The organism is Vibrio sp. B4-6 (genome assembly GCF_963888245.1).
Taxonomy (GTDB): domain Bacteria; phylum Pseudomonadota; class Gammaproteobacteria; order Enterobacterales; family Vibrionaceae; genus Vibrio; species Vibrio anguillarum.
Genome location: NZ_CAWPIM010000007.1, coordinates 18527 through 40557, shown reverse-complemented (window position 1 = coordinate 40557; position 22031 = coordinate 18527). Strand labels below are relative to the sequence as shown.

At 45.3% G+C, this 22031-nt stretch carries 24 protein-coding genes; 16 read left to right on the top strand and 8 right to left on the bottom strand.

The features are described from left to right. Window positions 1–130: 130 nt before the first annotated feature. Both AACV20_RS02175 and AACV20_RS02170 read right to left on the bottom strand, forming a co-directional pair. Window positions 131–958 (bottom strand): Cof-type HAD-IIB family hydrolase, encoded by an 828-nt coding sequence (locus tag AACV20_RS02175; RefSeq protein ID WP_013855511.1) that lies wholly within the window; start codon window positions 956–958, stop codon window positions 131–133. Window positions 959–1096: 138 nt separating this feature from the next. Further along, entirely contained in the window at window positions 1097–2107 is a 1011-nt protein-coding gene (locus tag AACV20_RS02170; RefSeq protein ID WP_013855510.1) for an alpha/beta fold hydrolase, read from the bottom strand. A 74-nt stretch (window positions 2108–2181) separates the two neighbouring features. Here AACV20_RS02170 and rhtB point away from each other — a divergent pair, with 74 nt between their 5' ends. Beyond that, window positions 2182–2799, top strand: coding sequence for a homoserine/homoserine lactone efflux protein (gene rhtB / locus AACV20_RS02165; RefSeq protein ID WP_170907883.1), 618 nt, complete (start codon window positions 2182–2184; stop codon window positions 2797–2799). 36 nt (window positions 2800–2835) lie between these two features. Continuing rightward, window positions 2836–4062 carry an EAL and HDOD domain-containing protein gene (locus AACV20_RS02160; RefSeq protein WP_013855508.1) on the top strand — a complete coding sequence of 409 codons (1227 nt, stop codon included), beginning with the start codon at window positions 2836–2838 and terminating at the stop codon, window positions 4060–4062. A 63-nt stretch (window positions 4063–4125) separates the two neighbouring features. On the opposite strand, the gene AACV20_RS02155 is transcribed toward AACV20_RS02160, so the two are convergent. After that, the gene (locus AACV20_RS02155) at window positions 4126–4596 is read right to left on the bottom strand and encodes a Dps family protein (protein WP_013855507.1); all 471 of its coding nucleotides are present in this window, start codon (window positions 4594–4596) and stop codon (window positions 4126–4128) included. Between the two features lie 220 nt (window positions 4597–4816). Here AACV20_RS02155 and AACV20_RS02150 point away from each other — a divergent pair, with 220 nt between their 5' ends. Continuing rightward, window positions 4817–5830, top strand: coding sequence for an acyltransferase (locus AACV20_RS02150; RefSeq protein ID WP_013855506.1), 1014 nt, complete (start codon window positions 4817–4819; stop codon window positions 5828–5830). On the opposite strand, the gene AACV20_RS02145 is transcribed toward AACV20_RS02150, so the two are convergent. Then, complete coding sequence (locus AACV20_RS02145; protein ID WP_017042056.1) at window positions 5827–6156, bottom strand: DUF2500 domain-containing protein; 330 nt, start codon at window positions 6154–6156, stop codon at window positions 5827–5829. The two genes, AACV20_RS02150 and AACV20_RS02145, sit on opposite strands and share 4 nt — an antisense overlap. Before the next feature lie 220 nt (window positions 6157–6376). On the opposite strand from AACV20_RS02145, the gene AACV20_RS02140 reads away from it, so the two are divergent. The 3 genes from AACV20_RS02140 to AACV20_RS02130 all read left to right on the top strand — a co-directional run bounded on the left by AACV20_RS02140 (window position 6377) and on the right by AACV20_RS02130 (window position 8980). Further along, window positions 6377–6751: a hypothetical protein gene (locus tag AACV20_RS02140; protein WP_026028288.1), complete on the top strand. Its 375-nt coding sequence runs from the start codon at window positions 6377–6379 to the stop codon at window positions 6749–6751. 917 nt (window positions 6752–7668) lie between these two features. Continuing rightward, window positions 7669–8292 carry a lysoplasmalogenase gene (locus tag AACV20_RS02135; RefSeq protein ID WP_170899709.1) on the top strand — a complete coding sequence of 208 codons (624 nt, stop codon included), beginning with the start codon at window positions 7669–7671 and terminating at the stop codon, window positions 8290–8292. Window positions 8293–8392: 100 nt separating this feature from the next. Then, window positions 8393–8980 carry a YhgN family NAAT transporter gene (locus AACV20_RS02130; RefSeq protein ID WP_017048588.1) on the top strand — a complete coding sequence of 196 codons (588 nt, stop codon included), beginning with the start codon at window positions 8393–8395 and terminating at the stop codon, window positions 8978–8980. Window positions 8981–9055: 75 nt separating this feature from the next. Here AACV20_RS02130 and AACV20_RS02125 read toward each other — a convergent pair whose 3' ends face one another. Together AACV20_RS02125 and rsmD are read right to left on the bottom strand one after the other, a co-directional pair. Beyond that, window positions 9056–9322, bottom strand: a complete 267-nt coding sequence (locus AACV20_RS02125) for a DUF1145 domain-containing protein (protein ID WP_013855495.1) — start codon at window positions 9320–9322, stop codon at window positions 9056–9058. Continuing rightward, the gene (gene rsmD, locus AACV20_RS02120; RefSeq protein WP_170907890.1) at window positions 9319–9918 is read right to left on the bottom strand and encodes a 16S rRNA (guanine(966)-N(2))-methyltransferase RsmD; all 600 of its coding nucleotides are present in this window, start codon (window positions 9916–9918) and stop codon (window positions 9319–9321) included. Before rsmD ends, AACV20_RS02125 begins: the two co-directional genes overlap by 4 nt. A 202-nt stretch (window positions 9919–10120) precedes the next feature. On the opposite strand from rsmD, the gene ftsY reads away from it, so the two are divergent. From ftsY to glpG, 6 genes are all read left to right on the top strand, one after another. Then, window positions 10121–11305 (top strand): signal recognition particle-docking protein FtsY, encoded by a 1185-nt coding sequence (gene ftsY / locus AACV20_RS02115; RefSeq protein WP_170907882.1) that lies wholly within the window; start codon window positions 10121–10123, stop codon window positions 11303–11305. Window positions 11306–11367: 62 nt separating this feature from the next. Beyond that, window positions 11368–12042: a cell division ATP-binding protein FtsE gene (gene ftsE / locus AACV20_RS02110; RefSeq protein WP_010316903.1), complete on the top strand. Its 675-nt coding sequence runs from the start codon at window positions 11368–11370 to the stop codon at window positions 12040–12042. Beyond that, window positions 12032–13000, top strand: coding sequence for a permease-like cell division protein FtsX (ftsX, locus tag AACV20_RS02105; RefSeq protein WP_170907881.1), 969 nt, complete (start codon window positions 12032–12034; stop codon window positions 12998–13000). Before ftsE ends, ftsX begins: the two co-directional genes overlap by 11 nt. A 175-nt stretch (window positions 13001–13175) precedes the next feature. After that, window positions 13176–14033 (top strand): RNA polymerase sigma factor RpoH, encoded by an 858-nt coding sequence (rpoH, locus tag AACV20_RS02100; RefSeq protein ID WP_170907880.1) that lies wholly within the window; start codon window positions 13176–13178, stop codon window positions 14031–14033. A gap of 395 nt (window positions 14034–14428) precedes the next feature. Then, complete coding sequence (glpE, locus tag AACV20_RS02095) at window positions 14429–14749, top strand: thiosulfate sulfurtransferase GlpE (protein ID WP_010316900.1); 321 nt, start codon at window positions 14429–14431, stop codon at window positions 14747–14749. An 8-nt stretch (window positions 14750–14757) separates the two neighbouring features. After that, window positions 14758–15591, top strand: coding sequence for a rhomboid family intramembrane serine protease GlpG (gene glpG / locus AACV20_RS02090; protein ID WP_170907879.1), 834 nt, complete (start codon window positions 14758–14760; stop codon window positions 15589–15591). A gap of 32 nt (window positions 15592–15623) precedes the next feature. On the opposite strand, the gene AACV20_RS02085 is transcribed toward glpG, so the two are convergent. Then, on the bottom strand, window positions 15624–16031 hold the full coding sequence (locus AACV20_RS02085; RefSeq protein ID WP_013855488.1) for a flagellar basal body-associated protein FliL: 408 nt from the start codon (window positions 16029–16031) through the stop codon (window positions 15624–15626). Window positions 16032–16267: 236 nt separating this feature from the next. Here AACV20_RS02085 and AACV20_RS02080 point away from each other — a divergent pair, with 236 nt between their 5' ends. After that, entirely contained in the window at window positions 16268–16822 is a 555-nt protein-coding gene (locus AACV20_RS02080; RefSeq protein WP_013855487.1) for a chorismate lyase, read from the top strand. Further along, the gene (gene ubiA, locus AACV20_RS02075) at window positions 16819–17673 is read left to right on the top strand and encodes a 4-hydroxybenzoate octaprenyltransferase (protein ID WP_017042069.1); all 855 of its coding nucleotides are present in this window, start codon (window positions 16819–16821) and stop codon (window positions 17671–17673) included. The genes AACV20_RS02080 and ubiA overlap by 4 nt, the downstream gene beginning before the upstream one ends. Window positions 17674–17733: 60 nt before the next feature. On the opposite strand, the gene plsB is transcribed toward ubiA, so the two are convergent. Continuing rightward, a complete protein-coding gene (gene plsB, locus AACV20_RS02070) occupies window positions 17734–20157 on the bottom strand; it encodes a glycerol-3-phosphate 1-O-acyltransferase PlsB (protein WP_170907878.1) in 2424 nt (807 codons plus the stop codon). Window positions 20158–20476: 319 nt separating this feature from the next. Between plsB and lexA the strand changes: the two genes are divergently transcribed. Both lexA and AACV20_RS02060 read left to right on the top strand, forming a co-directional pair. Further along, a complete protein-coding gene (lexA, locus tag AACV20_RS02065) occupies window positions 20477–21100 on the top strand; it encodes a transcriptional repressor LexA (protein ID WP_026028591.1) in 624 nt (207 codons plus the stop codon). A 94-nt stretch (window positions 21101–21194) separates the two neighbouring features. Next, window positions 21195–22013 (top strand): class I SAM-dependent methyltransferase, encoded by an 819-nt coding sequence (locus AACV20_RS02060; RefSeq protein WP_017048580.1) that lies wholly within the window; start codon window positions 21195–21197, stop codon window positions 22011–22013. The last annotated feature ends 18 nt before the right edge of the window (window positions 22014–22031 follow it).

The following is a 22031-nucleotide window of genomic DNA, read 5'->3' as shown; positions in this document are numbered from 1 at the left end:
TTGAACTGATGGGTGTGAATTTAACAACCCGCGGACAAGAATCAGAGATAAATCGCGAAGTCGTTATGAACAAAAACACAGCGCTCAAATGGCGCTGTGTTTTGTGACCGCTCGTTACTGCAGGCTGCTGTTACAATAAATGTTCACGCAAATAGTGAGCCACGGCGTCTTCTGCATTGCTACCAATCACTGTGTTATTAGGCAGTGCATTGAACACTTTTTGATGCGATGTGCCCATCACCAAGCCTTTACCAGCCATCGACAGCATTTCCACATCGTTCATACCATCGCCAAACGCAATACAGTTATCTAGGGTCAGGTTTAATGATTCTGCAACGGCTTTGAGCGCATCCCCTTTCGACACTTCTGCTGCCATCACTTCCAAACACCAAGGTGTTGAGAAGGCGACGTTCAGTTTGTCGCCAAAAATATCGTTTAAGCGCTCTTCAAACTGAGCTAATAACTCATGATCTTGCGCTGGGTGGGTGAAGAATATTTTGGCGACGCCCTCGGTAGGTGCGTTATTGACATCAAATACTTGGTAGCTAAAGCCGGATTCTTCGTGGAAATCACGCAGCGTTTCATCTTCTTTATTCAATAACCACGATTCATCTTGATAGATGTGAACAAAAATATCAGGGTTTTGCTTAAACACATCAATGACGGGCTGTACCAATTCTTGCGGTACATTTTTACTGTACATCAGGTTGTCATGTTGATCGTGAACGCGCGCGCCATTGGAAGTAATCATGTAGGCTGGAATGCCCGCTAACTGGCGAATACCCGCCACATCAACGTGATGGCGACCGGTAGCGAAGATGAAAGTAAAGCCTTTTTGGTGAAGTGCTTGTAGCGTTTGCTTGGTGAATTCGCTCAATTGGTGGTTTGGCGCAAGTAGTGTACCGTCGAGATCGGACGCCACGATATGAATCGCGTGCTCTTTACATTCGGTGGTCATAAAACCCTCATTATCATGGTCGATTTGGTTTGCAGATCGCAGATGGTGGAGAAACTTTGGTGTGGCTTAGTTTACGCCATCTTAAAGAGGAAAAAGAGGGTAAAACGCTCAATTGAAATTTCCTCTATTTGCTCAGTTCTAACATCTTGATTTAACTGTGTTCTCAAGAGATTGGAATTGCTTAAATAGCTCATCAAGTGCTTGGTTTCGATAGCAATCCTTTTCAAAAAAGAGCTCATGCTTTGCTCCTTCAATGATGACCAGCTTGCTAGATGGATTGGTTTTCGCCAGCTTAGTGACAAAGCGAATTTGATCCGCATTACTGACAATGTCATCCTGTCCTGCTTGCAAGATGAGTGTTGGTAACTTCACTTGACGAGTCATCAGTTGGCACAGCTTCGCTGCCATGAGCCCTTGCCATACCCAGCGCGTGCTAGGGCCGCCGACTTGCAATTCGGGTTTGCGTTGGTACAGGTCTCGAAACCATTGGTAACGCACCTGACTTTGACTTAATGGGTTAATCTCAAAAGGCTTTGCCGAATAGGCTTGATAGCCTGGCGCATAGGTTGGCTTGCTATACATCGCCGTCAGCACTTGGCTCAGTGTCATGGCGATAGGACGTAATTGCCATGGCATGTTGACACCAAACATTGGCGCGCTGAGCACCATAGCCGCAAATGGGTGTTGAGGGTATGTTTGTACATACCGGGTCGCAATGGCACCGCCCATCGAGTGGGCGACGAGAAAACGTTGTGCATAATGGCTTAAGTCAAAGTGCTCAATGACACGCTGCATGTCTAAAATGTAGTCATCAAATTCACCGACATGGCCGATTTGTGGATCGTCGATTAATCGATCAGAAAGCCCTTGGCCACGGTGATCAAAAGAATAAATATCATAACCTTGTTGGAAAAAATCATAAAATAGCTCCTGATATTTCCAGCAAGATTCAATTCGTCCGTTGACGACGAAGATCGCCTTTGAGTGTTGAGGCGAGGTAAGTTTGCACCAATAAAGTTTTGTTTTATCAGCAGATTTGATAAAACCTTCTTCTCTGGAGTGCCAGAAATCGGCAATCGTGGTATTGATCACTTGCTCAAAGAAAGACTCTTGAGTATAAGGTGGGGAGTTTGGACTCGTCTGATTCATAGATTATTCTTATTGGACAGATTCGAGGAATAGTTCATTTTTAGGCTAGATTAGTCTAGTTGAGAGGAATTGCAATGGATACTCATGTTTGGCTTGCCTATGTGGTGACCGCGATACTGTTTAGTTTGGCGCCGGGTTCAGGTACGGTCAATTCCATCAGCAATGGCCTTAGCTACGGTACACGTAAATCACTAGCCGCGATTGTGGGTTTACAATTGGGGTTGGCTTTTCACATCATGTTGGTGGGAGCCGGAATTGGTGCCTTAGTGGCACAATCAGCCATGGCATTTAGTGTGATTAAGTGGGTTGGTGCTGCGTATCTGGTGTGGTTAGGTGTTCAAAAATGTCGTGATCGTTCAAGTATGATGACCAATGCAACGGCTCAAATGCAAACGAGTTGGTCTTTATTGCGTCGAGCGGTGTTGATCAACCTGACAAATCCTAAATCCATCGTCTTTCTGGTGGCGCTTTTTCCACAATTTATTGACCCAACCCAAGATCAGTTCATTCAATTGTTGGTGTTAGGCGTGACCACGGTAACCATTGATTCGATTGTGATGCTTGGTTACACCTCCTTAGCCGCACGAATGGGGCGCTTTATTCGTTCAGAGAGTGTCATGAGTAAGATTAACCGAGTATTTGGCTCGATGTTTATTGGTTGTGGAGCGCTACTGGCAGTGGCGAAGTCCTAAGATGGCTATGTCTCAATTATTAGTTGTTAATCACTAATGCATTATTCTTATGTCGCACGACAACCGATCTTAAATGCCAAGCAGCATACGCTTGGCTATGAATTGCTCTTTCGTGATGGGGAAAAAAACGCGTTTCCAGCACACATTGAGTCGAATCGAGCCACGTATCGCTTGATCGTCGAAAACTTTCTTGCGGTGGGGATCAATCCCAATATTCCCAAATCACGTTGTTTTATTAATTTTCCCTACAAGAGTTTAATTCGCCGTCTGCCTTTAACGTTGCCGCGGGAACAAATTGTGGTGGAAGTGCTCGAAACCTGTGAGCCGACGGATGAACTGCTTGAGGCGATAAAAGAGTTGTATCGGCGTGGCTATCTGGTGGCGCTGGATGACTTTGTGTATGCGCCAGAATGGGAACGCTTTCTGAGTTATGTGCACATCGTCAAGCTCGATATTATGGCGCTGGGCTTAGATCACGCTTGCGAGTTTGTACGTCAGCGTTTAGCGGAAGGCAGTAAGCGCCGTTATTTAGCGGAACGAGTTGAAACGGATCACCAGTTCACCGTGACACGTAATGCCGGTTTTAGCTTTTTCCAAGGTTATTTCTTTAGTAAACCAGAAATGATCAAGCAGCGTTATGTTGGACCAGAGCAGATTATCGCCTTGGAGCTGTTTCGAGAAGTTTGTAAGCCAAATGCTGATTTTGAACGGATTGAATACATTGTCGCGCAAGATGTAGCGCTCTCATACAAGTTGCTCAGATTCGTCAACACTATGTCTGATCGCTTATCCGTGCCAATTTCCTCTTTTCGTCAAGCCTTGGTCTATCTTGGTCAAGATAAACTCAAAACCTTTGTATCATTAGCCGTTGCTTCATTTGTCTCAGCTAAAAAGCCGAAAGAGTTGTATAACCTCTCTTTGCAACGTGCTCAATTTTGCCAATTAATGTCTGGGCATCCTTCATTTCGTCAACATCGCGAGCAAGCTTTTTTAATCGGTCTTTTTTCTGTGTTAGATGCCTTACTGGATATTTCAATTGAAGAGCTGGTTGCGCAGTTACCCTTGTGTGACGTGGTCAAACTAGCACTGCAAAAGCGTGAAGGACCCATTGGCGAGCTGTTGGCACTTGAGGAGTGTTTTGAGCAAGCGGACTGGCAAGGAGTGGAAAGCCATTGTGATCTGCTAGGGCTTGAATTAAATCAAGTCAGTGATGAGCTTTCGGCGGCGCAGCGCTGGAGTCAAGATATTCATCGTTTGCTGTAATAAATTTCGTGCGAATGTAAAAACCGCCGTCATGAGCGACGGCGGTTTGCCCAAACTTGGGGTTTATTGCAGCCAAGCATTCAGCATCCATACCAGTTTCTCTTGTTCGCGGATGTAGTCACTCATCAGTGCTGAAGTGCCTTCATCTCCCGCCTGCGTCGCAATTTCAAGAATTTCTCGTTGCTGGTGGATCAATACACTGAATCCCTTAACCAATCCTTGCATGGTTTCTTGACCATTAGTTGCGTTAGTGTGTTCTGACACTTGTGCTGTTGCTAAATAGGCGCTGAAGCTATGCAGCGGTTGATAACCTAAAGTCAAAACTCGTTCCGCTAACTCATCAATTTTGACCTGTATGTCAGTGTAAATCTCTTCAAATTTTGCATGCAGTTCAAAGAACTCTTTTCCTTTGATATTCCAATGGTAACCACGAGTATTCATATAAAACACTTGGTAGTTAGCCAATAATTGGTTTAACGCTTGTGCAAGTTGTTGGCTTTGGTTGGTATCTAAACCGATCAAATTTGTTGTCATGTGTTCACCTCGTTGTCATGGATAAGTGATTTCTCTTGTTAAGCATTAGATTGCACCTTGAAGTGAACAAAATAAATTCGTTTTGATTGATTTATTCGATAGGTATTAGCTATTAATTATAATGGCGTTAGTGATCCTTTACCGATAACTGACTTGCGGATTACATAGCCAACTATTTCAACTTTATAGTAGAAACCTTAAAACACTGTGGATAGGCACTATGACCAAACGAGTTATTTTTTTTGATTTATTGCGCTGTTTGGCGGCTGTAGCGGTGATCGGTATTCATGTGTTGGCCCCCTATCGGCAGCAACTCGGCGATATTCCTTTTGAGCAGTGGGTGGTTGCGGTTGGCATCAATAGTGTAAGCCGTTGGGCTGTGCCAGTTTTTATATTGATCACTGGAGCCTTAATGCTTAGTGATCGTCGCCCTTTTGATGCGCGTTATTATGTTCAGCGACGTCTTGGCAAAGTTTTGCTGCCATTTATCGTTTGGTCGCTCTTCTATGCTTATTTGTCCGGCTGGAGTGCGAGTGGATTTGATGGGCAAGTTGCAAAGGCGGTGCTGAGTAACAGTACGCACCACGCAACGTATTACCATTTAGGTTTTTTTTATTACTTTATCCCACTTTATTTTGTGATCCCTTTTCTACAACTGCTGGTCCGAAGAGTTGATGATAAAGCGCTGTACGCATTAGTTGCCGTGTGGCTGCTGACGACCACCTTATTTTTATGCGGTATTGATGGCCCTTGGAGCAATGAGCTATGGCTGTTTGCTGGTTATTTACCGTTGGGTTACTTGCTCTATCAGAAGGTGCCACTCAACCGGGTAACGCTATGTATGGCGATTCTGCTTGGCTGTCTGGCACTATTGACGACGGTATGGATGGTGGTTAGCCACAGTGTCGCAGCGGGTGAGTATACGATTGGTCGCTGGCTCTCTTATAAAACACTGAACGTCGTTTTAGCCGCCAGCATGATATTTATCGTGTGTCGATATTTTGCTGAGAGATTGCCCGCTCGTGCTAAGCAAGTCGTAAGTGTGATAAGCCAGCACAGCTTAGGCATCTATTTATTACATCCCATCTTTCTATGGCCTGTAAAAGAGTATGGGTGGGATCAAGGGAATCCCGCATGGGTGATCCCGTTATGGATTCTCGTAAGCGGCGCAGGATCACTGGCGGTGAGTATATGGGTTGCTCGCTCTGCAAAAACACGTTGGTTATTACCTTAACGCTTGAGTGCAAAGTGTAGAAACTTGTGTCCGCAATAAGTCAGCATTCCTTGGTCGCCTGGGTTAAGTGCATGGTAATAATGCACGCCGACTTGAAATTCCCGCTTTGGGCCAAGTTTGCCTTTTTGGACGTAAATCCAGAACTCCTGATCCTCTTCCCCAGGGCGAGCATGAGGGATGGCGATGGCTTGCTTGTCGATAATCGTGACATTAGCAGTGCGTTCGGGGGCGTTTTCGCCTTGCACATGGCGACGATAGAAATAGCTAAATACCCAAATAGCAGAGATAACTAACAAAGCGACAACGATAAGTAATGAAAGCGGCATGGTGAACTCCTTAGTGATGAAGGCGACATTTTAGCGTGCAACATATGGCAAAGGAGTGTTGCTTGCTACTAAAGCGTGAGTTTGATTGGTTTGACGGTTTTTTTTCCAGCGGATATCACATTTCCTCGGTAGGTTAGCGAGCAAAAATGCTCAACTATTCCGTGGGGAAGTATGATAAAAATAGATGGAGCGCCACCAGAGTTGGCACAGGAGGGCGATAATGTCAGATATTGAGAAAGTGGTTTTGCGAACGCGTCGATTGGAAAGCTTGTTGAGAGAGCAATATCACGCTGAGGGGAAGGGGTTACATCAATTGGTGACCAGCTGTGAAGAGCGTTTACCACATGATGTGGTGGGCAAGCTGAGGTTCATTGCCACTATTCGTAACAAAGTTGTGCATGAAGATAACTATCAGTTAGAAGATCGCAAAGCATTTCTTCGTGTGTGTGATGAATGTGAGAAGGAGCTGACTCCGCGCAGCGGTCGTTTTATTTGGCGCGTAGCCATTTCATTAATGACCTTAATCACGTTAGCGGCGCTTCTTTTTTACTATCTTCATTGGGAAGCCCTATCGAAACACGTCACAATGCCATAAATGGTATTAGGTTGTTTTACTCAATCGTTAGATAAAAAAAGAGGACACGAAGGTGTCCTCTTTTTTTATTGGGAATTAGATACTTAGTACATCATTGGCAGTGTCATTAGGCCTACGATAACCGCGATCATTACAAGTCCCTGTTTTTGAGATGAAGAAATCATAACACTGCTCCTTTATTCTGTGGTTTCATTCTATGAATATGAGAATAGCACTACTTTGTTTAGTTGATCAACCTCAATTTGATGAAGTATCCAAAATAACACCTTAACATCATCATATTCAGGGAATATTGACAATGTTTAGTGCTTGTTTTGGTGTGTTTATATAATGTTCTTCTTGGTGTTGTTTTAATCTGTATTTATTTAATTAGTTGAATTTGTTTAATTTTATTAGGTTAATGTGATGTTGCTTGTATGGTTTTTTTTGGTTTTACTATCTTAGGTGGCTTATCATTGTCAGAGTTTGGTGAATTCTCATTTTTCGAGAAAAATTAATTTAATAATGAGATGTTCTCGCAAATAAAATTGGTTAAACCAGTTTTTTTGCTAGTTAGTAAGTCAGTTGTTGCTGTTTTTTTATTAGAGGCTTTAAGTTCTAGTTTTTCTTTTGGTTTTTTTCCTAAATCATTGTTTTTATTTTTATTTTTATTTTTATAATTTCTGTTTTAGTATCGTTTTTTGTTGGTTTTTCTTTGTTTATGTATTGTAAATGAGTGGAATGTCTCTGGGTGTCATTGTGGTGATTGAAAGTGAGGGTTAGTGAGCAAAGAGTGAGCTTTGATTGTTTTCGCACTCTTTGTTGTTGAATAAAGCCAACGTTCCGATTCGCTAGCAAGATCCAATTTTTGCGTTCATCTGCTGGACTTCAATGATGACATGCCTACACTGACCGCAGATTTTTAAAGGGGAAATGAGATGTGGAGTTGGCTCTCCGTTGCTTTGTCTGGATTCATTAGTATTTCGGCTGTTGAAAGTAACAAAATCAAGCAAGCGGTAATGTTTAAAACACTCAGTATGCTGTTATTGGTGGCGATAGTTCTAAGCCATACCACGCAGCTCACTTCTCCTATCTTATGGGTCACGCTCGGTCTGCTTATTTCCGCAATCGCGGACACATTGCATCTGTTGCAACGCTACTCAAAACTCTGTTTTGCTAGCTTTCTTGTCGCACAGTTGATGTACAGTAAAGCCTTCTGGGCGCAACTTTCTGACACTATGGTGTGGTGGCTACCTGCCCTTTTGATTGCGACCAGTATTGTGGCTTTTTTCCTATTGCTGCCGCAAATTGACACCTTGATCTTTCCCGTAACCATTATGGGTATGATGTTAGTTCAGTTGGCGTGGGCGGCGGGAGAGTTGTGGCTGCAGACGCAAACAGTGCCTGCCTTTGCCGGGTTTGTTGGCTGTCTGGTGCTGATGCTCTCGGCCAGTTTGTTAGCCATTCACGATTACCGCAGGCCATTGCCTTGTGGGCGCTATCTTATTTCTGGCAGCTATTTATTAGCGCAAGCGTTAATCTCTGCCTCGGTGGCCTTGTAAACATTATCGCTTCATCTATATCGTTACTTTCAGGAGCATCGAAATCTCATGACTGGGCTGATATACTGCGGCCACTTTAAATCGATGTGAGTAGTGAGAGATGGATATTTTATCGGCGGCGACCATGCTTTTTTTGATCATGGACCCGCTTGGCAACCTGCCGGTCATGCTCTCCATCTTAAAACACCTTGATCCCAAACGTCGCCGTGTTGTGCTTGTGCGCGAACTTTGTTTTGCGTTGATCATTTTGATGCTGTTCCTGTTTGCTGGCAAAAACATCATGGGTTTTTTGCACGTGCAACCGGAAACTCTCAGCATTTCTGGCGGTATCATTCTCTTCATCATCTCGATTAAAATGATTTTCCCTAGTGCAGGTAGCATTACTGGATTAGCGGCGGGGGAAGAGCCCTTCATCGTACCGATGGCAATTCCGATGATCGCGGGTCCTTCAGTGATTGCGGCCTTACTGCTTCTTTCGACTCAGCACCCTGACAAACTCCTTGAGCTGTCAGCCTCTGTACTGCTCGCGTGGGGCGCCACTTTCATCATTTTGATGTTCTACGGTTTCTTCCACAAAGTGCTGGGTGAACGTGGTTTAAAAGCGGTCGAGCGTTTGATGGGATTATTGCTAGTTATGATCTCAACGCAAATGTTCTTAAATGGCGTAAAAAGCTATATGGGGCTGTGATTCGGGGATAAAAAAGCCGCCTATCGTGTGAACTTGAAGCGGCTTTTCCTATGTTGCTTTCTTTATGCCGTTAACTTACGTCATGTGTTTGCGGCGGATATCGAGCAGCGCGAAGACTCCAAATACCAGAATCGACCATTTCTCCCAACGGCTCATGCTGATCTTGTCACCAAACGCACCGATAAAAATCAGCATTTGTAGTCCGTGCATAATGAACAAAAATGCCGTCATAATGTAAAGTGCAATCGCCGCTTTACCGGGGAACGGCATGAAGATATTCAGTAATAGAATCAACCAAACAAAAGCAATCGCCGCTTTTGCAAGTACCAGTAACACTCTCATTCCGAGCTCCTCTCAAATAGTCGATAACTGACTTGGCCTGCATTTTTCTCACGGTGTAGATGCCAATTAGCAGGGATGCCTTCTAGCGCCAATTCTTTTTCCGTCTCAATATAAATCAGCGCTTCATCGGCAAGCCAGCCATTTTGTTCTAAAAGCGAGACGGCTTCGCTTAATAAGCCTTGGCGAAAAGGCGGGTCGATGAACACCACGTGGTGAGGTGTCCCTTGCTGCTTGAGAAAGGCCAGCGCATCACTATTTATCGCTCGCAAGTTAGTTGCGTTGAGCGCACCAATATTGTGTTTAAGCTGTTTGAATGCCGTCGGGTTGAGCTCAATCAGCGTCACGGCTTGTGCTTGCCTTGAGGCAGCTTCAAACCCAAGGCTGCCAGAGCCTGCAAATAAATCTAAGCAGTGTGCACCAGGGATCTCCTGTGCTAACCAGTTAAAAAGAGTTTCTTTGACGCGATCCGTCGTGGGACGCAGACCTTGGGCATCATGAACAGGCAGTTTGCGACCTCTCCATAAGCCACTAATAATGCGAACAAAGCCCGTTGAAGGCTTATTTTGTGATGAGTTTTGTTGGCGACGTCTTACCATAGATTTTTTGACCGCTAATAAAGTGATACTATACCCAATCTGCCAACCCGAAACGGGTTTGGTATAGCCATTGAATTTCAATAATGACAAAGTTTACCAATCTAATTGGAAACTTTTCACTGCTTTGTCATTTTTCTTTTTCTTACGAGGGATAATCCTTCAAGAAAAGGGTCGTAGTTAGTTAGATCTAGGATATCCCCAGATGACGGAAAAAAAGAAACGTGGATTACTCTCTTGGCTCGGTTTTGGTGACGAAGAATCAAGTAAATCAACCACTGAAACGGAACAAGTGCTCGAGCCATCTACGCTTGTCGAACCAGTTGATGCTGAGCAAGAACAAGAAACGACGGCAGTTGCTCAACCCATCGAAGAGCCACACACTGCGCTAGCAGAAGCAGAAGCAGAAGCAGAAGCAGAAGCAGAAGCAGAAGCAGAAGCACGAATTCAAGAGCAAGAAAAACCCAGCGAGAGTTTTTTCGCACGCTTAAAACGCAGCCTTAGCCGAACCAAAGCCAATATTGGTGCGGGTTTCTTTGGTCTGTTTAAAGGCAAGAAAATTGATGATGAGCTGTTTGAAGAGCTGGAAGAGCAACTGCTGATTGCCGATGTTGGGATGGAAACCACACTCAAAATCATCAGTAATCTAACAGAAAAAGCCTCTCGCCACGCGTTGAAAGATGGAGAGGCACTCTACGGTTTACTGAAAGACGAAATGGCCGACATTTTGGCCAAAGTAGAGCAACCGTTAGTGATCGATAGCCAAAAAACGCCCTACGTTATTTTAATGGTCGGCGTCAACGGTGTAGGCAAAACGACCACGATAGGTAAGTTGGCCAAACAGTTTCAAGCTCAAGGTAAAAAAGTGATCTTAGCGGCGGGCGATACTTTTCGTGCTGCGGCTGTTGAGCAGTTGCAGGTGTGGGGCGAGCGTAACAACGTACCAGTAATTGCGCAGCACACTGGCGCAGACAGCGCATCAGTGATTTATGATGCGATTGAGGCCGCCAAAGCACGTGGTGTGGATGTGGTGATCGCCGATACCGCTGGTCGCTTGCAAAACAAGAGCAACCTCATGGAAGAGTTGCGTAAAATTGTGCGCGTCATGAAAAAAATTGATCAATCAGCGCCGCATGAAGTGATGCTGACGTTAGATGCCGCTACTGGGCAAAACGCCATCAGCCAAGCCAAACTCTTTAGTGAAGTGGCCCCGGTGACTGGGATCACATTAACCAAGCTGGATGGCACGGCGAAAGGCGGCGTTATTTTTGCGCTGGCCGATCAGTTTGAAATTCCGATCCGCTTTATTGGGGTTGGCGAAGGGATTGACGATTTACGTCCGTTTGAAACGCAGCAATTTATTGAAGCTCTGTTTAGCCGCGAAGAGTAAGTGTGCGTGGGTGCTCAATGAGCACCTCATCATCCAATGGAGACTGGTGAGAGGAATAGCGAGTGATTAAGTTTCAACAAGTCAGCAAAGCGTATCGCGGAGGCCGTCAGGCGCTGCAAAAGGTCGACTTTCACCTACGCCGAGGAGAAATGGCGTTTTTGGGTGGGCACTCCGGAGCCGGTAAAAGCACCTTGTTGAAGTTAATCTGTGCGATTGAGCGTCCAACCGATGGGCGCATCAGCTTTAACGGTCACGATATTACGCGTATTCCCAATCAAGATATTCCCTTTTTACGCCGCAACATCGGCATCGTGTTTCAAGATCATCGCTTGCTGATGGACAGAACGGTTTACGACAATGTGGCATTGCCAATGCGCATTGAATCGATTTCAGAAAATGAAATTAAGCGTCGCGTCTCAGCCGCGCTGGATAAAACTGATCTATTAGACAAAGCACGCTGTTTACCGAGCCAACTTTCTGGGGGTGAGCAGCAACGAGTGGGTATCGCAAGAGCGGTCGTGAACCGACCTACCTTACTGCTGGCCGATGAGCCTACGGGTAACTTAGACCCAGAGCTTTCTAACCGTGTGCTTAAACTGTTTGAAGAGTTTAACCGTGCCGGAGTCTCTATTTTGCTTGCGACGCACGACATCAGCTTAGTCAACACGCGTCCTCAATATCGTCATTTAGAACTTAACCAAGGTTTTTTAAGCGAGGTAGAAGACTATGGCCGTTAAGTCGTCGAATAAAAGGAATGCCAAAGCACGTGAACCGAAACGGGCCAAAACCGATAGTTTCTTAGCCATCCACTTTAAGCAGGCCAAGGCCTCATTTTCAAGTTTATGGTCACGCCCACTCGGCAATATTTTAACGCTCGCCGTTATTTCGATGGCGCTTGCGATGCCAGCCTGTATGTACCTGCTGAGCAAAAATATCGCGTCTGTAGCCAATAATGTCACCAGCCCTGCTCAGATCAGTGTCTATCTACATGAGCGCACACCTGAAGCACGAATTATGGTGTTGAAAGATGAGCTAGAAAGTTTGGCCGATGTCGCCAGCGTGGAGTACATCTCACCGCAGCAAGGATTGGATGACCTGAGTCAATACGCCGGGTTTGAACAAGCCATTAGTTTATTGGATGATTACGCTTTACCTGGCGTGCTTATTGTTACCCCGCAGGTTGAGCAGCAAGAGCAAATCAAAGTGCTGGCGAAAAAAATACAAGCAGAACAAGACGTCACGGATGTACGCTTGGATGAAGATTGGCTTGCTAGGTTAAACGCCATTCGAACTTTAGCGGCGATCATTGTCGCGAGTTTATCGGTATTGATGTTGGGCGCTGTATTTCTGATTGTTGGCAACACCTTGCGCTTTAACGTACAAGCCAATAAAGAAGAGATCCAAACCATGAAATTGATCGGTGCCACCGATCGCTACATTTTGCGCCCTTATCTCTATGCTGGCATGTGGTTTGGCTTGTTGGGCGCATTCGCCGCTTGGCTGTTAACCGCTTTTGTGACTATTTTATTGAACGGTGCCGTTGAAGATCTTGCCCTACTGTATGACAGCCGTTTTCGTCTTATTGGCCTAAGTTGGGATGAATCCTTACTGCTGTTGATGCTCGGTACTTTCTTAGGATGCGTAGCGGCAAAAGTATCTGCGCAGCGTCATTTAAAAGAAATTGAACCAGTTTAGTTGAATATTGTCATATGTAGGCAATAACTGTTGGCTAGCTTTAGCCACAGCACTTGTATAGGCGACTTGTTTATGCATAATAGTTTCCCCTTGCTTGAATCTTGTTCATTTTAGGTTCAAGATTGTCGGGTTAAAAACATCCATTACTCCAGATCAGAAATTGATGAGGAATTGAATGACAAACCAAACGTATCAAATGGCTCTCGTTTCACAAGACAGCTTAGACAGCTACATTCGTTCAGTGAACAGCTACCCAATGCTGAGCGCGGAAGAAGAGCGGTCACTCGCAGAGCGATTACATTACAAAGGTGAAATTGAAGCGGCGAAAGGGTTGATCTTATCGCACCTTCGATTCGTTGTTCACGTTGCTCGTGGCTATTCTGGTTATGGCCTGCCCATGGCGGATTTAGTTCAGGAAGGCAATATTGGCTTAATGAAAGCGGTGAAGCGTTTCAACCCAGAAGTTGGGGTGAGACTGGTTTCCTTTGCTGTGCACTGGATCAAAGCTGAAATTCACGAATACGTGTTACGCAACTGGCGCATTGTAAAAATAGCGACCACGAAAGCGCAACGTAAGCTATTCTTCAACCTACGCAAATCGAAAAAGCGTTTAGGCTGGTTTAATAGCGGTGAAGTGGAAGCGGTTGCCCGTGAGTTGGGCGTTGACCCAGTTGAAGTGCGAGAAATGGAATCACGCTTAGCCGCGCAAGATGCCACCTTTGAAATGTCGGCGGAAGACGATGATTCGAGCTCTTCTTACACGGCACCTGTGCTTTATCTCGAAGATAAGCATTCGGATCTTGCGGATAACATTGAAGCGGCGAATTGGGAACATCACACCAACAATCGTTTAAGCTTGGCGTTGGCTAGCTTAGATGAACGCAGTAAACATATTGTGCGCTCTCGTTGGTTGGATGATCAAAAAGCTACGCTACAAGAGTTAGCGGAAGAGTATGGTGTCTCAGCTGAGCGTATTCGTCAGCTAGAAAAAAATGCAATGAAGAAGCTAAAGGATGCTGTCGGCGAGTTCTAATCACTGACTCATTGTGAAGTGCATTAAAAACCGAGATCTTACGATCTCGGTTTTTTTATTTTTGATCACTTTAAGTGATCAAATTTTCAGCGCGCTGATTGTGGATAACTCTGTGACAAAATTATTCGTGAGCTGTCATCAAGTCGGTTAAATCAAGGCTTGAACACCGTTTTATATTTGGGGATATGTATTGTGTTACACACAGAAAAGTAAGGATCATCACTACATGTTGTGGATCTATTTCTCATTTACTACTTTATCAACGCAATCCACAAGATTATCCACAAACGGCGAAAAAGTGATCAGTGGTGGATAACCTTATAAAGGCCGTGTACTTGATTGCCTTGGGATAGGTTACAATCAAATGCTAAAAATAAAACCAATCAGAGGAAGCGATGGATCAGTTTCAACATATCAATGCTCAAGCAGCACAAGCTTTAATGGAACAACATGATGCGCAATTAGTGGATATTCGTGATGCGCAATCTTTTGCGGTTGCACATGCAAATGGCGCATTCCACTTAACCAACGACAGCATGGTTTCATTTATGGAAAAAAGCGAATTTGACCAACCCATTTTAGTGATGTGTTATCACGGTATTAGCAGCCAAGGTGCTGCACAGTATCTGATTAACCAAGGTTTTGAACAGGTGTATAGTGTGGATGGTGGATTCGAAGCTTGGCATCGTGCAGGCTTGCCCGTAACCAGCAATTAGGATGACTTATGTTAAGACTGATCACGCTCAATAACCCAAGAATGGCGCAAGCCTTTATTGATTACATGGCCTCTCGTGAAATTGAGATTCAAATGATGCCGGAAGGGAGTGGTCAATTTGCGTTATGGTTACTTGATGAGCAACATCAGATTGAAGCCGAAGCGGAACTCAACCATTTTCTGCACAATCCAAATGATAGAAAGTATCAAGCCGCTTCATGGGATGTGGCTGAAAGCCGTAAAAGTCACTTTCAATATCGTTCACCGAGCATGTTGGCGATGCTCAAAGCCAAAGCTGGGCCTTTAACACTGGGCGTGATGATGGCATGCGCCATTATCTTTGCATTGCAGCAGTTTGGGCTAGCCAATCAAGTATTTTCTGCATTACATTTTCCTGCTTTGGCTGGGCAGCAATGGCAGATTTGGCGCTGGTTTAGTCATGCTTTACTTCATTTCTCTGTGCTACACATCGTCTTTAACTTGTTATGGTGGTGGCAGTTGGGGGGCGATGTTGAAAAACGGCTTGGCTCATTCAAACTTGGACAGCTATTTTTAGTGTCAGCATTGTTGTCCGGTGCGGCTCAGTACTGGGTTGAAGGAGCCAATTTTGGTGGTTTATCGGGTGTGGTCTATGCGTTGGTCGGTTATCTATGGATGCTCGGTTGGAAAGCCCCTCATCTTGGCTTGCAAATGCCCAAACCCGTGATCGGTTTCATGCTGGTGTGGTTGGTGCTCGGGTTTGTACAACCCTTTATGGCGATTGCCAACAGCGCGCATTTAGCGGGCCTATTTTCAGGAATCGCCTTTGGATTAAATGACGCCAGCCGTCATCGAACTCGTTAAGAAAAAACATCAATAGAGCGGCAATCGCTGCTCTATTGATAGATGTATTTAGTAAACAGTAGGTCAGCAATAATGGTTCGACCTATTTCAGGCAGTAACACCGCATTGAGCTCTGTGACCAACGTTTTTCTTAAATCTTCCCGACCTGCGAGTGATTTTATCGTCTCTTCGGTCTGTTTACCGAGTAGCTCGACGATGGCATCACGAATCAGTGGTTGATGCCGTTCAACGGCGGGTAAATCAGCGTCGCTGGATACCATCACGTCGATACGAACTTGGATGTAACCTAACTTATTTCCTTTGGTGAAAAAGTTGGTGGTGAGATCCGGCTCTAAGGTAAAGTACGCCAGCCTAGGCGCTTTTTCATCTTGTGCATAACTTGGTAACGCACAAAACAAGCTTAGGGCGATAATTATTTGGGCTACATAACGTTTAAGCATATTTCTATCTTTTCTTTAGTTGGTTCACGATACTCGAATCGCTTGAGTCTTGTTACAATAGAGCATCGGATTGTAATCAAAATGCTTATCTCGTTGTTTGGAATATACCGCAGTTGTCGCTTCCCGTTTTTACAAGCGGGTTTCTAACCTCCAACCGAGGGATTCTGTGAGTGAGCGCTTTTTATGGTTGTGTTAACCAAAAATGGACCTTTATTGTATGTTGATAAAGCCACTAATTGAATACTAGTATGAATCAATCAATTTCGCTCTATCTGTCTGCTTTGCGAGAAGTAATTTGGCAACAACCTGACGTTTTTTCTTTTCCTGATCAGGTTTCTCAGTCTTGGCTTTTAGAGCAAGGATCATTATCTCGCGTGTTAGAGGCGCAGTGTCAGCAACTGAGCGTTGAACTACTGCACAATAAGCTCGTTGAGGCAGAAAAATTACAGGGCGATGAGATGGCTCTGTTATCTGATGAAGCCTGTTTGTTACGTCAGGTTGTGCTGCGTGGTGATCAACAGCCATGGGTTTTAGGCCGTACTTTAATTCCTCAATCTTCGATGCTGGGTCAGCAATATGACTTAGCGCGTCAAGGTGATATCCCGCTTGGGTTAACGGTTTTTCGTGCTGAGCACGTTAAGCGTGACGCACTACAAGTGGGCTGGGCAATGATGGAAGAGGGGCCGTTGCTTGCACGCCGTTCACGATTATGGATGAATAATAAACCGATGTTAGTTGCGGAGCTGTTTTTACCCTTTTCACCGATTTACTCTAAGGAGAGAGTGTCATGACTTTGGTTAAGGCGCGTGCTTATTGGCAACTGATGCGCATGGATCGGCCAATTGGTTCTTTGCTATTGTTGTGGCCAACCTTATGGGCATTGATTTTAGCCGCGCAAGGTTTCCCCGATCCTAAAGTATTATTGGTATTCGTGTTGGGGGTGTTGTTGATGCGCTCAGCGGGTTGCGTGATCAACGATTTTGCTGATCGCAGAGTCGATGGACATGTTAAACGAACCAAACAGCGGCCTTTGCCTGCCGGGCGTGTGACAACCAAAGAGGCGATTGCACTGTTTTTAACGCTAGGTATCACTTCTTTCCTGCTGGTTTTGACCATGAATCCACTCACTGTTCAGCTCTCCTTTGTTGGTATCGCATTAGCGTTTGTTTATCCGTTCATGAAACGTTATACACACCTTCCGCAGTTGGTATTAGGGCTGGCCTTTAGTTGGTCGATTCCGATGGCATGGGCGGCGCAAGCCAACGAATTGCCAGCGGTGATGTGGGGGCTATTTTTGATCAATGCGTTGTGGACTGTGGCGTATGATACGCAGTATGCGATGGTTGATCGTGATGACGATATCAATATCGGAGTCAAATCGACCGCTATTTTATTTGGTCGTTTTGATAAAATCATCATCGGCATTTTACAGTTATTGGTACTGGCGTTGATGATCGCACTTGGTGGTTATTATCAGTTAGGGGCGAGTTTTTATTGGTCAGTATTGGCTGCAGCGGCTTTGTTTGTCTATCAGCAGCGTTTAATTCGTCATCGTGATCGTGATTTATGCTTCCACGCTTTTCTCAATAACAATCACGTTGGCATGGTGTTAACGTTAGGACTGCTTTTTGCGTTTTGGTAAGTAGTTCACGAATAAAGTAAAGGCATCCATTGGGATGCCTTTACTGTTTCTTACGCCCGATTAGTTCGCTTGGCAGAGACTTTCTTGAATGGTTAAGCGAATTTCAGGATAGAGCATCGAGTAAAGTAGGCGTGCTAGCTGAACGGTTGGTTCTAAATGGCAATTGCCATCAACATCCAAATAGCCCTGCTCTTTGAGCGTGACAAACATGGCGGAGAATACCCCTTTATCAAAAAACTCAGGGGCATTGATGCCATGCAAACGGCCAAGACGTTGTGCAATTTCTTGGCTTTTTTGCTCTAAATCTGATTTGCCCACTTCAGGGTTGGCAACCAGTAGATTGAGAGCAATCGCGTAGCGTTGTAGGGTTTCTGAAATGGTACGACCGAGCAGCATCAACACTTGTGTTTTGGCTTGATTAATAGCCACGACACCCTCTTCTAGCGTCACTAATTGTTGACGTTGCAGTTCGTTAACGTAAGCGTTGACTACATCCGCGAGTTCATCTTGCGCAAAGCTTAAAAACAGCTCCTGCTTTAAGAAGGGATAAATCAGTGCCACATTGGCGGTTATCTGCTCTAGCGTCAACGTTTGCTGGCGGATCAACATCTGCGCAATCAGCGAGGGAATGGCAAACAGATGAATGATGTTATTGCGATAGTAGGTCATCAAAATCGACTGATTGCGATCAAGAGAAATAATCTCACCCATGGTATCGGATTCAATTACAAACTTGTCGAGCGACTGTGCGTGGTTAACCAGTTCTTCCGCACTGGCTTTAGGCACAGTGCAGGTTGCTGAGTAGCGCACGTTATTTAGTAGCGATAAATAGCAGTCGATTTGCTTAACCAAATTGTCACGAGCCAGTGCGCTTTGGCGTGAAGCAAGTAACGCGGTGGCACACAAAGTTAAGGCATTGGCCGCCGCCGCATCGTTAATGTGCGTCATCATCTTGGTGGCCAGTTGGTTAACAATCGGGTTGATCCACTGCGGCTTGGTGCTGCCCATAGGGTCAATATCTTGCGTCCATTCTGGCACTTGCTCGTTAAGGTATTGGTTCAGCGGGATCGGTTCGCCGAAATTGACATAGCCTTGGCCAAAATTACGCAGCTTACGAATCGTGCGCAGCACTAAACCCGCATTTTCTTTCTCTTTACTTTTGCCGCGTAGCTCTTTGGCGTAAGTGCTCACTTCCATCACGTGTTCATAACCGATATAAACTGGCACAAGGGTCACCGGGCGGTTAAGGCCGCGCAACATGGCTTGGATGGTCATCGCCAGCATGCCCGTTTTCGCCGGCAGTAAACGACCAGTACGTGAACGGCCACCTTCGCTGAAATATTCAACTGAATAGCCTTTGGTAAATAGCTCAGCCAGATATTCGCGGAAAATGGTCGAATAGAGCTTATTGCCTTTAAAACTGCGACGAATGAAGAATGCGCCGCCACGGCGGAAAATCGGACCTGCTGGGAAAAAGTTCAAGTTGATTCCAGCGGCAATATGCGGTGGTACCATGCCTTCGTGATACAGCACATAAGAAAGTAAGAGATAATCCATATGACTTCGATGACAAGGGACATAGACAATTTCGTGTCCATCTTGCGCAAGGCGACGTACGGTAGCGGCATTATTAATATTGAGACCTTGGTAAATGCGGTTCCATAGCCAGCCCAGTATGCGATCACCTTTTTTGATTAAGGAGTAAGAGAAATCAGCGGCAATCTCATCCATGATGTCATGCGCTTCTTTGCGCGCTTTTTCGAGGGAGATATTGTTGGCTTTCGCTTGATCTTCAATCGCTTTTTCAATCGCTTGTGATTTAATTAGGCGGTTAAACAGCGCTTGGCGATTGGGCAAATTTGGCCCAGAAGCCGCCAGCTTTTGGCGAGAGAAATGAATACGAGCCACTCGTGCCAATTTATGCGCGATAGATTCGTCGGTGCCGTGTGAATCAGCCATATAGCGCAGTGAAACGACGGGGCTAAAGCGCACCATGCAATCGCGTCCAGCAAAAATTACCGCGAGTGCTTTTTGTGGGCCATTTAAGGCTTGGAGATAGGGTTTTTCTTGCCCCTCTTTACCTGGTTTACGTCCCCAAAGCACCGTTGCTGGGATCATTTGAACGTCCAATTCCGTATCAAACTTATGTAGCTCAAGCAGTTCAGAAAAAAGAGCGATAGAGTCACTAGGAACGTGCTGATCATTGCGCATCAAGGTTGGGCGCGCCGAGATGAAAACATAACGGGCAAAACTTTTGCCGTTTAGCTCAAGTGGTTGCAGCGGGTCAGGTAAACCCAGTTCTTTGGCGTGAGTTTGCAAGGTGAGCAAATCAACACTTGAACGAAAAGGTAAGGCGTAAACAATCGGCTTGTGAATATCAATGCCGTGGTCTTCTATTGGATTAGAAGGGATCGCCGTGCCTTTGACCAACGCAGACAAAGGTAATTTTAGTAGTGAACGAGATAATGAGTGTCCAGAAGACATAAAGGTCGTCGCCTCAAGAATATTTTAATATGCTTAAGCGCATGTCCATTTCCCTGTGAGTTTATACTCAGAGAAATCGATATGCGCCGAAGCGGCTAGCTATTTTTGAGCCGCAAGGATACCAGAAACTGGTCAAACCTTTTAATCATTATTGTTTAGTAAAACAGCATCACTTGCGAGCGCGGTGAGTGAATCGGTGAGGTATTTATCGGTCGATTGCGGCATTTTTTGTAAATAGCCAAAAAATAAGCGTCCGCTCTTCCATTTATTCGATTACTGGATATACTCACAGTTAACTGTATAAACAGACAGGTGAGATATGAAGCCGTTAACGCCCCGCCAGCAACAAGTATTTGATCTTATCCGCAGTAAGATCGACGAAACCGGAATGCCACCGACTCGCGCTGAAATCGCACGCGAGCTGGGTTTTCGTTCCGCCAATGCCGCAGAAGAGCATTTAAAAGCACTGGCTCGTAAACAAGCGATTGAAATTATTCCGGGTGCCTCTCGTGGGTTGCGTATCTTACTTGAAGCTGCCAATGAGCCAGAAGATCTTGGCCTGCCTTTAATTGGTCGAGTCGCGGCGGGAGAGCCTATTTTGGCGCAAGAGCATGTCGAAGCGCATTACCAAGTGGATCCCAATATGTTTCGCCCTCAAGCGGATTTCTTACTGCGTGTGCAAGGCGAAAGTATGAAAGATATTGGCATTATGGACGGTGACTTACTCGCAGTGCACAAAACACAAGATGTGCGTAATGGGCAAGTGGTGGTGGCGCGTGTTGAAGATGATGTGACGGTAAAACGTCTAGAACGCAAAGGCTCTACCGTGTTATTGCACGCAGAGAATGAAGCGTTCTCACCGATTGAAGTGGATCTTAAATCTCAGCAGCTCACCATTGAAGGTGTGGCCGTCGGCATTATTCGCAATACCGATTGGATGTAATTTATTATTGAGATCTATTCTCAATAACTTGTCATTCTAACTGATATTCATTATCATCTTCTTTGTTGTTACATCGAGTTGCGACATAAGGAAGATGGTAATGCCTACCGATAAACATTCACTAACCCCACGTCATCATATTCCAACCAATTTAGTTCAACCGTTGTGGTTTCGTAGCCGCGAAAGTTTGGTTGATAACGGGTTAGTGTATGATCCGATCGCTGCAAAGGCCTGCCAGAGCTGTCACTTAGCCCCCGAATGTTTAAGCGGTGATATCGATCAAAAACAATTGCTGCATGCGACCTTAACGCAATTGTGCGATCAACAAGTGCGCGCGTTTATTGAGCGTAACCCTGATGGATGGATCATTAATGTCGGTGCAGGGTTAGATACCCGTTTTTATCGGGTAGACAACGGGCGTTGCCATTGGATAGAACTCGATATCACCGAAAACCTGCTGTGGCGGCAGAAATTGTTTCATCGCAGTGAGCGTTATCAACATGTGTGTGGCAGTGTCGATGATCTTCAGTGGTTGGATGCATTGCCTATTGCGGAATCCTCAGCCGTTTTAATCGTTTGTGAGCATGCGTTATTAGATTGTACGGCGCAGCAACTCACCTATTTTATCCGCGCATTGGGTTTGCATTTTTCTAATGCGGCGGCTTGTTTAATGCTGGCTGGAGACAAAACTGCTTCCGCTTTAGGTCAGAAAATGGGCTCAGGCCATTACGGACATGGTTTTGCTAATCCAACCGAAGCGGTACTCAATGTCTTGCCTTGGGCTTCGTCGGCAAAAACGTTTTCACCGCTCGATCAACATTGTGGCCGCTGGAAATTATGGCAACGTTGGTTAAGTAAGGTGATGGTTTACAAGCTGCGCTTAACACCCGTTTTAGTTTATGTCCGTTGGTGAGTAACCGCTAGCCGTCCT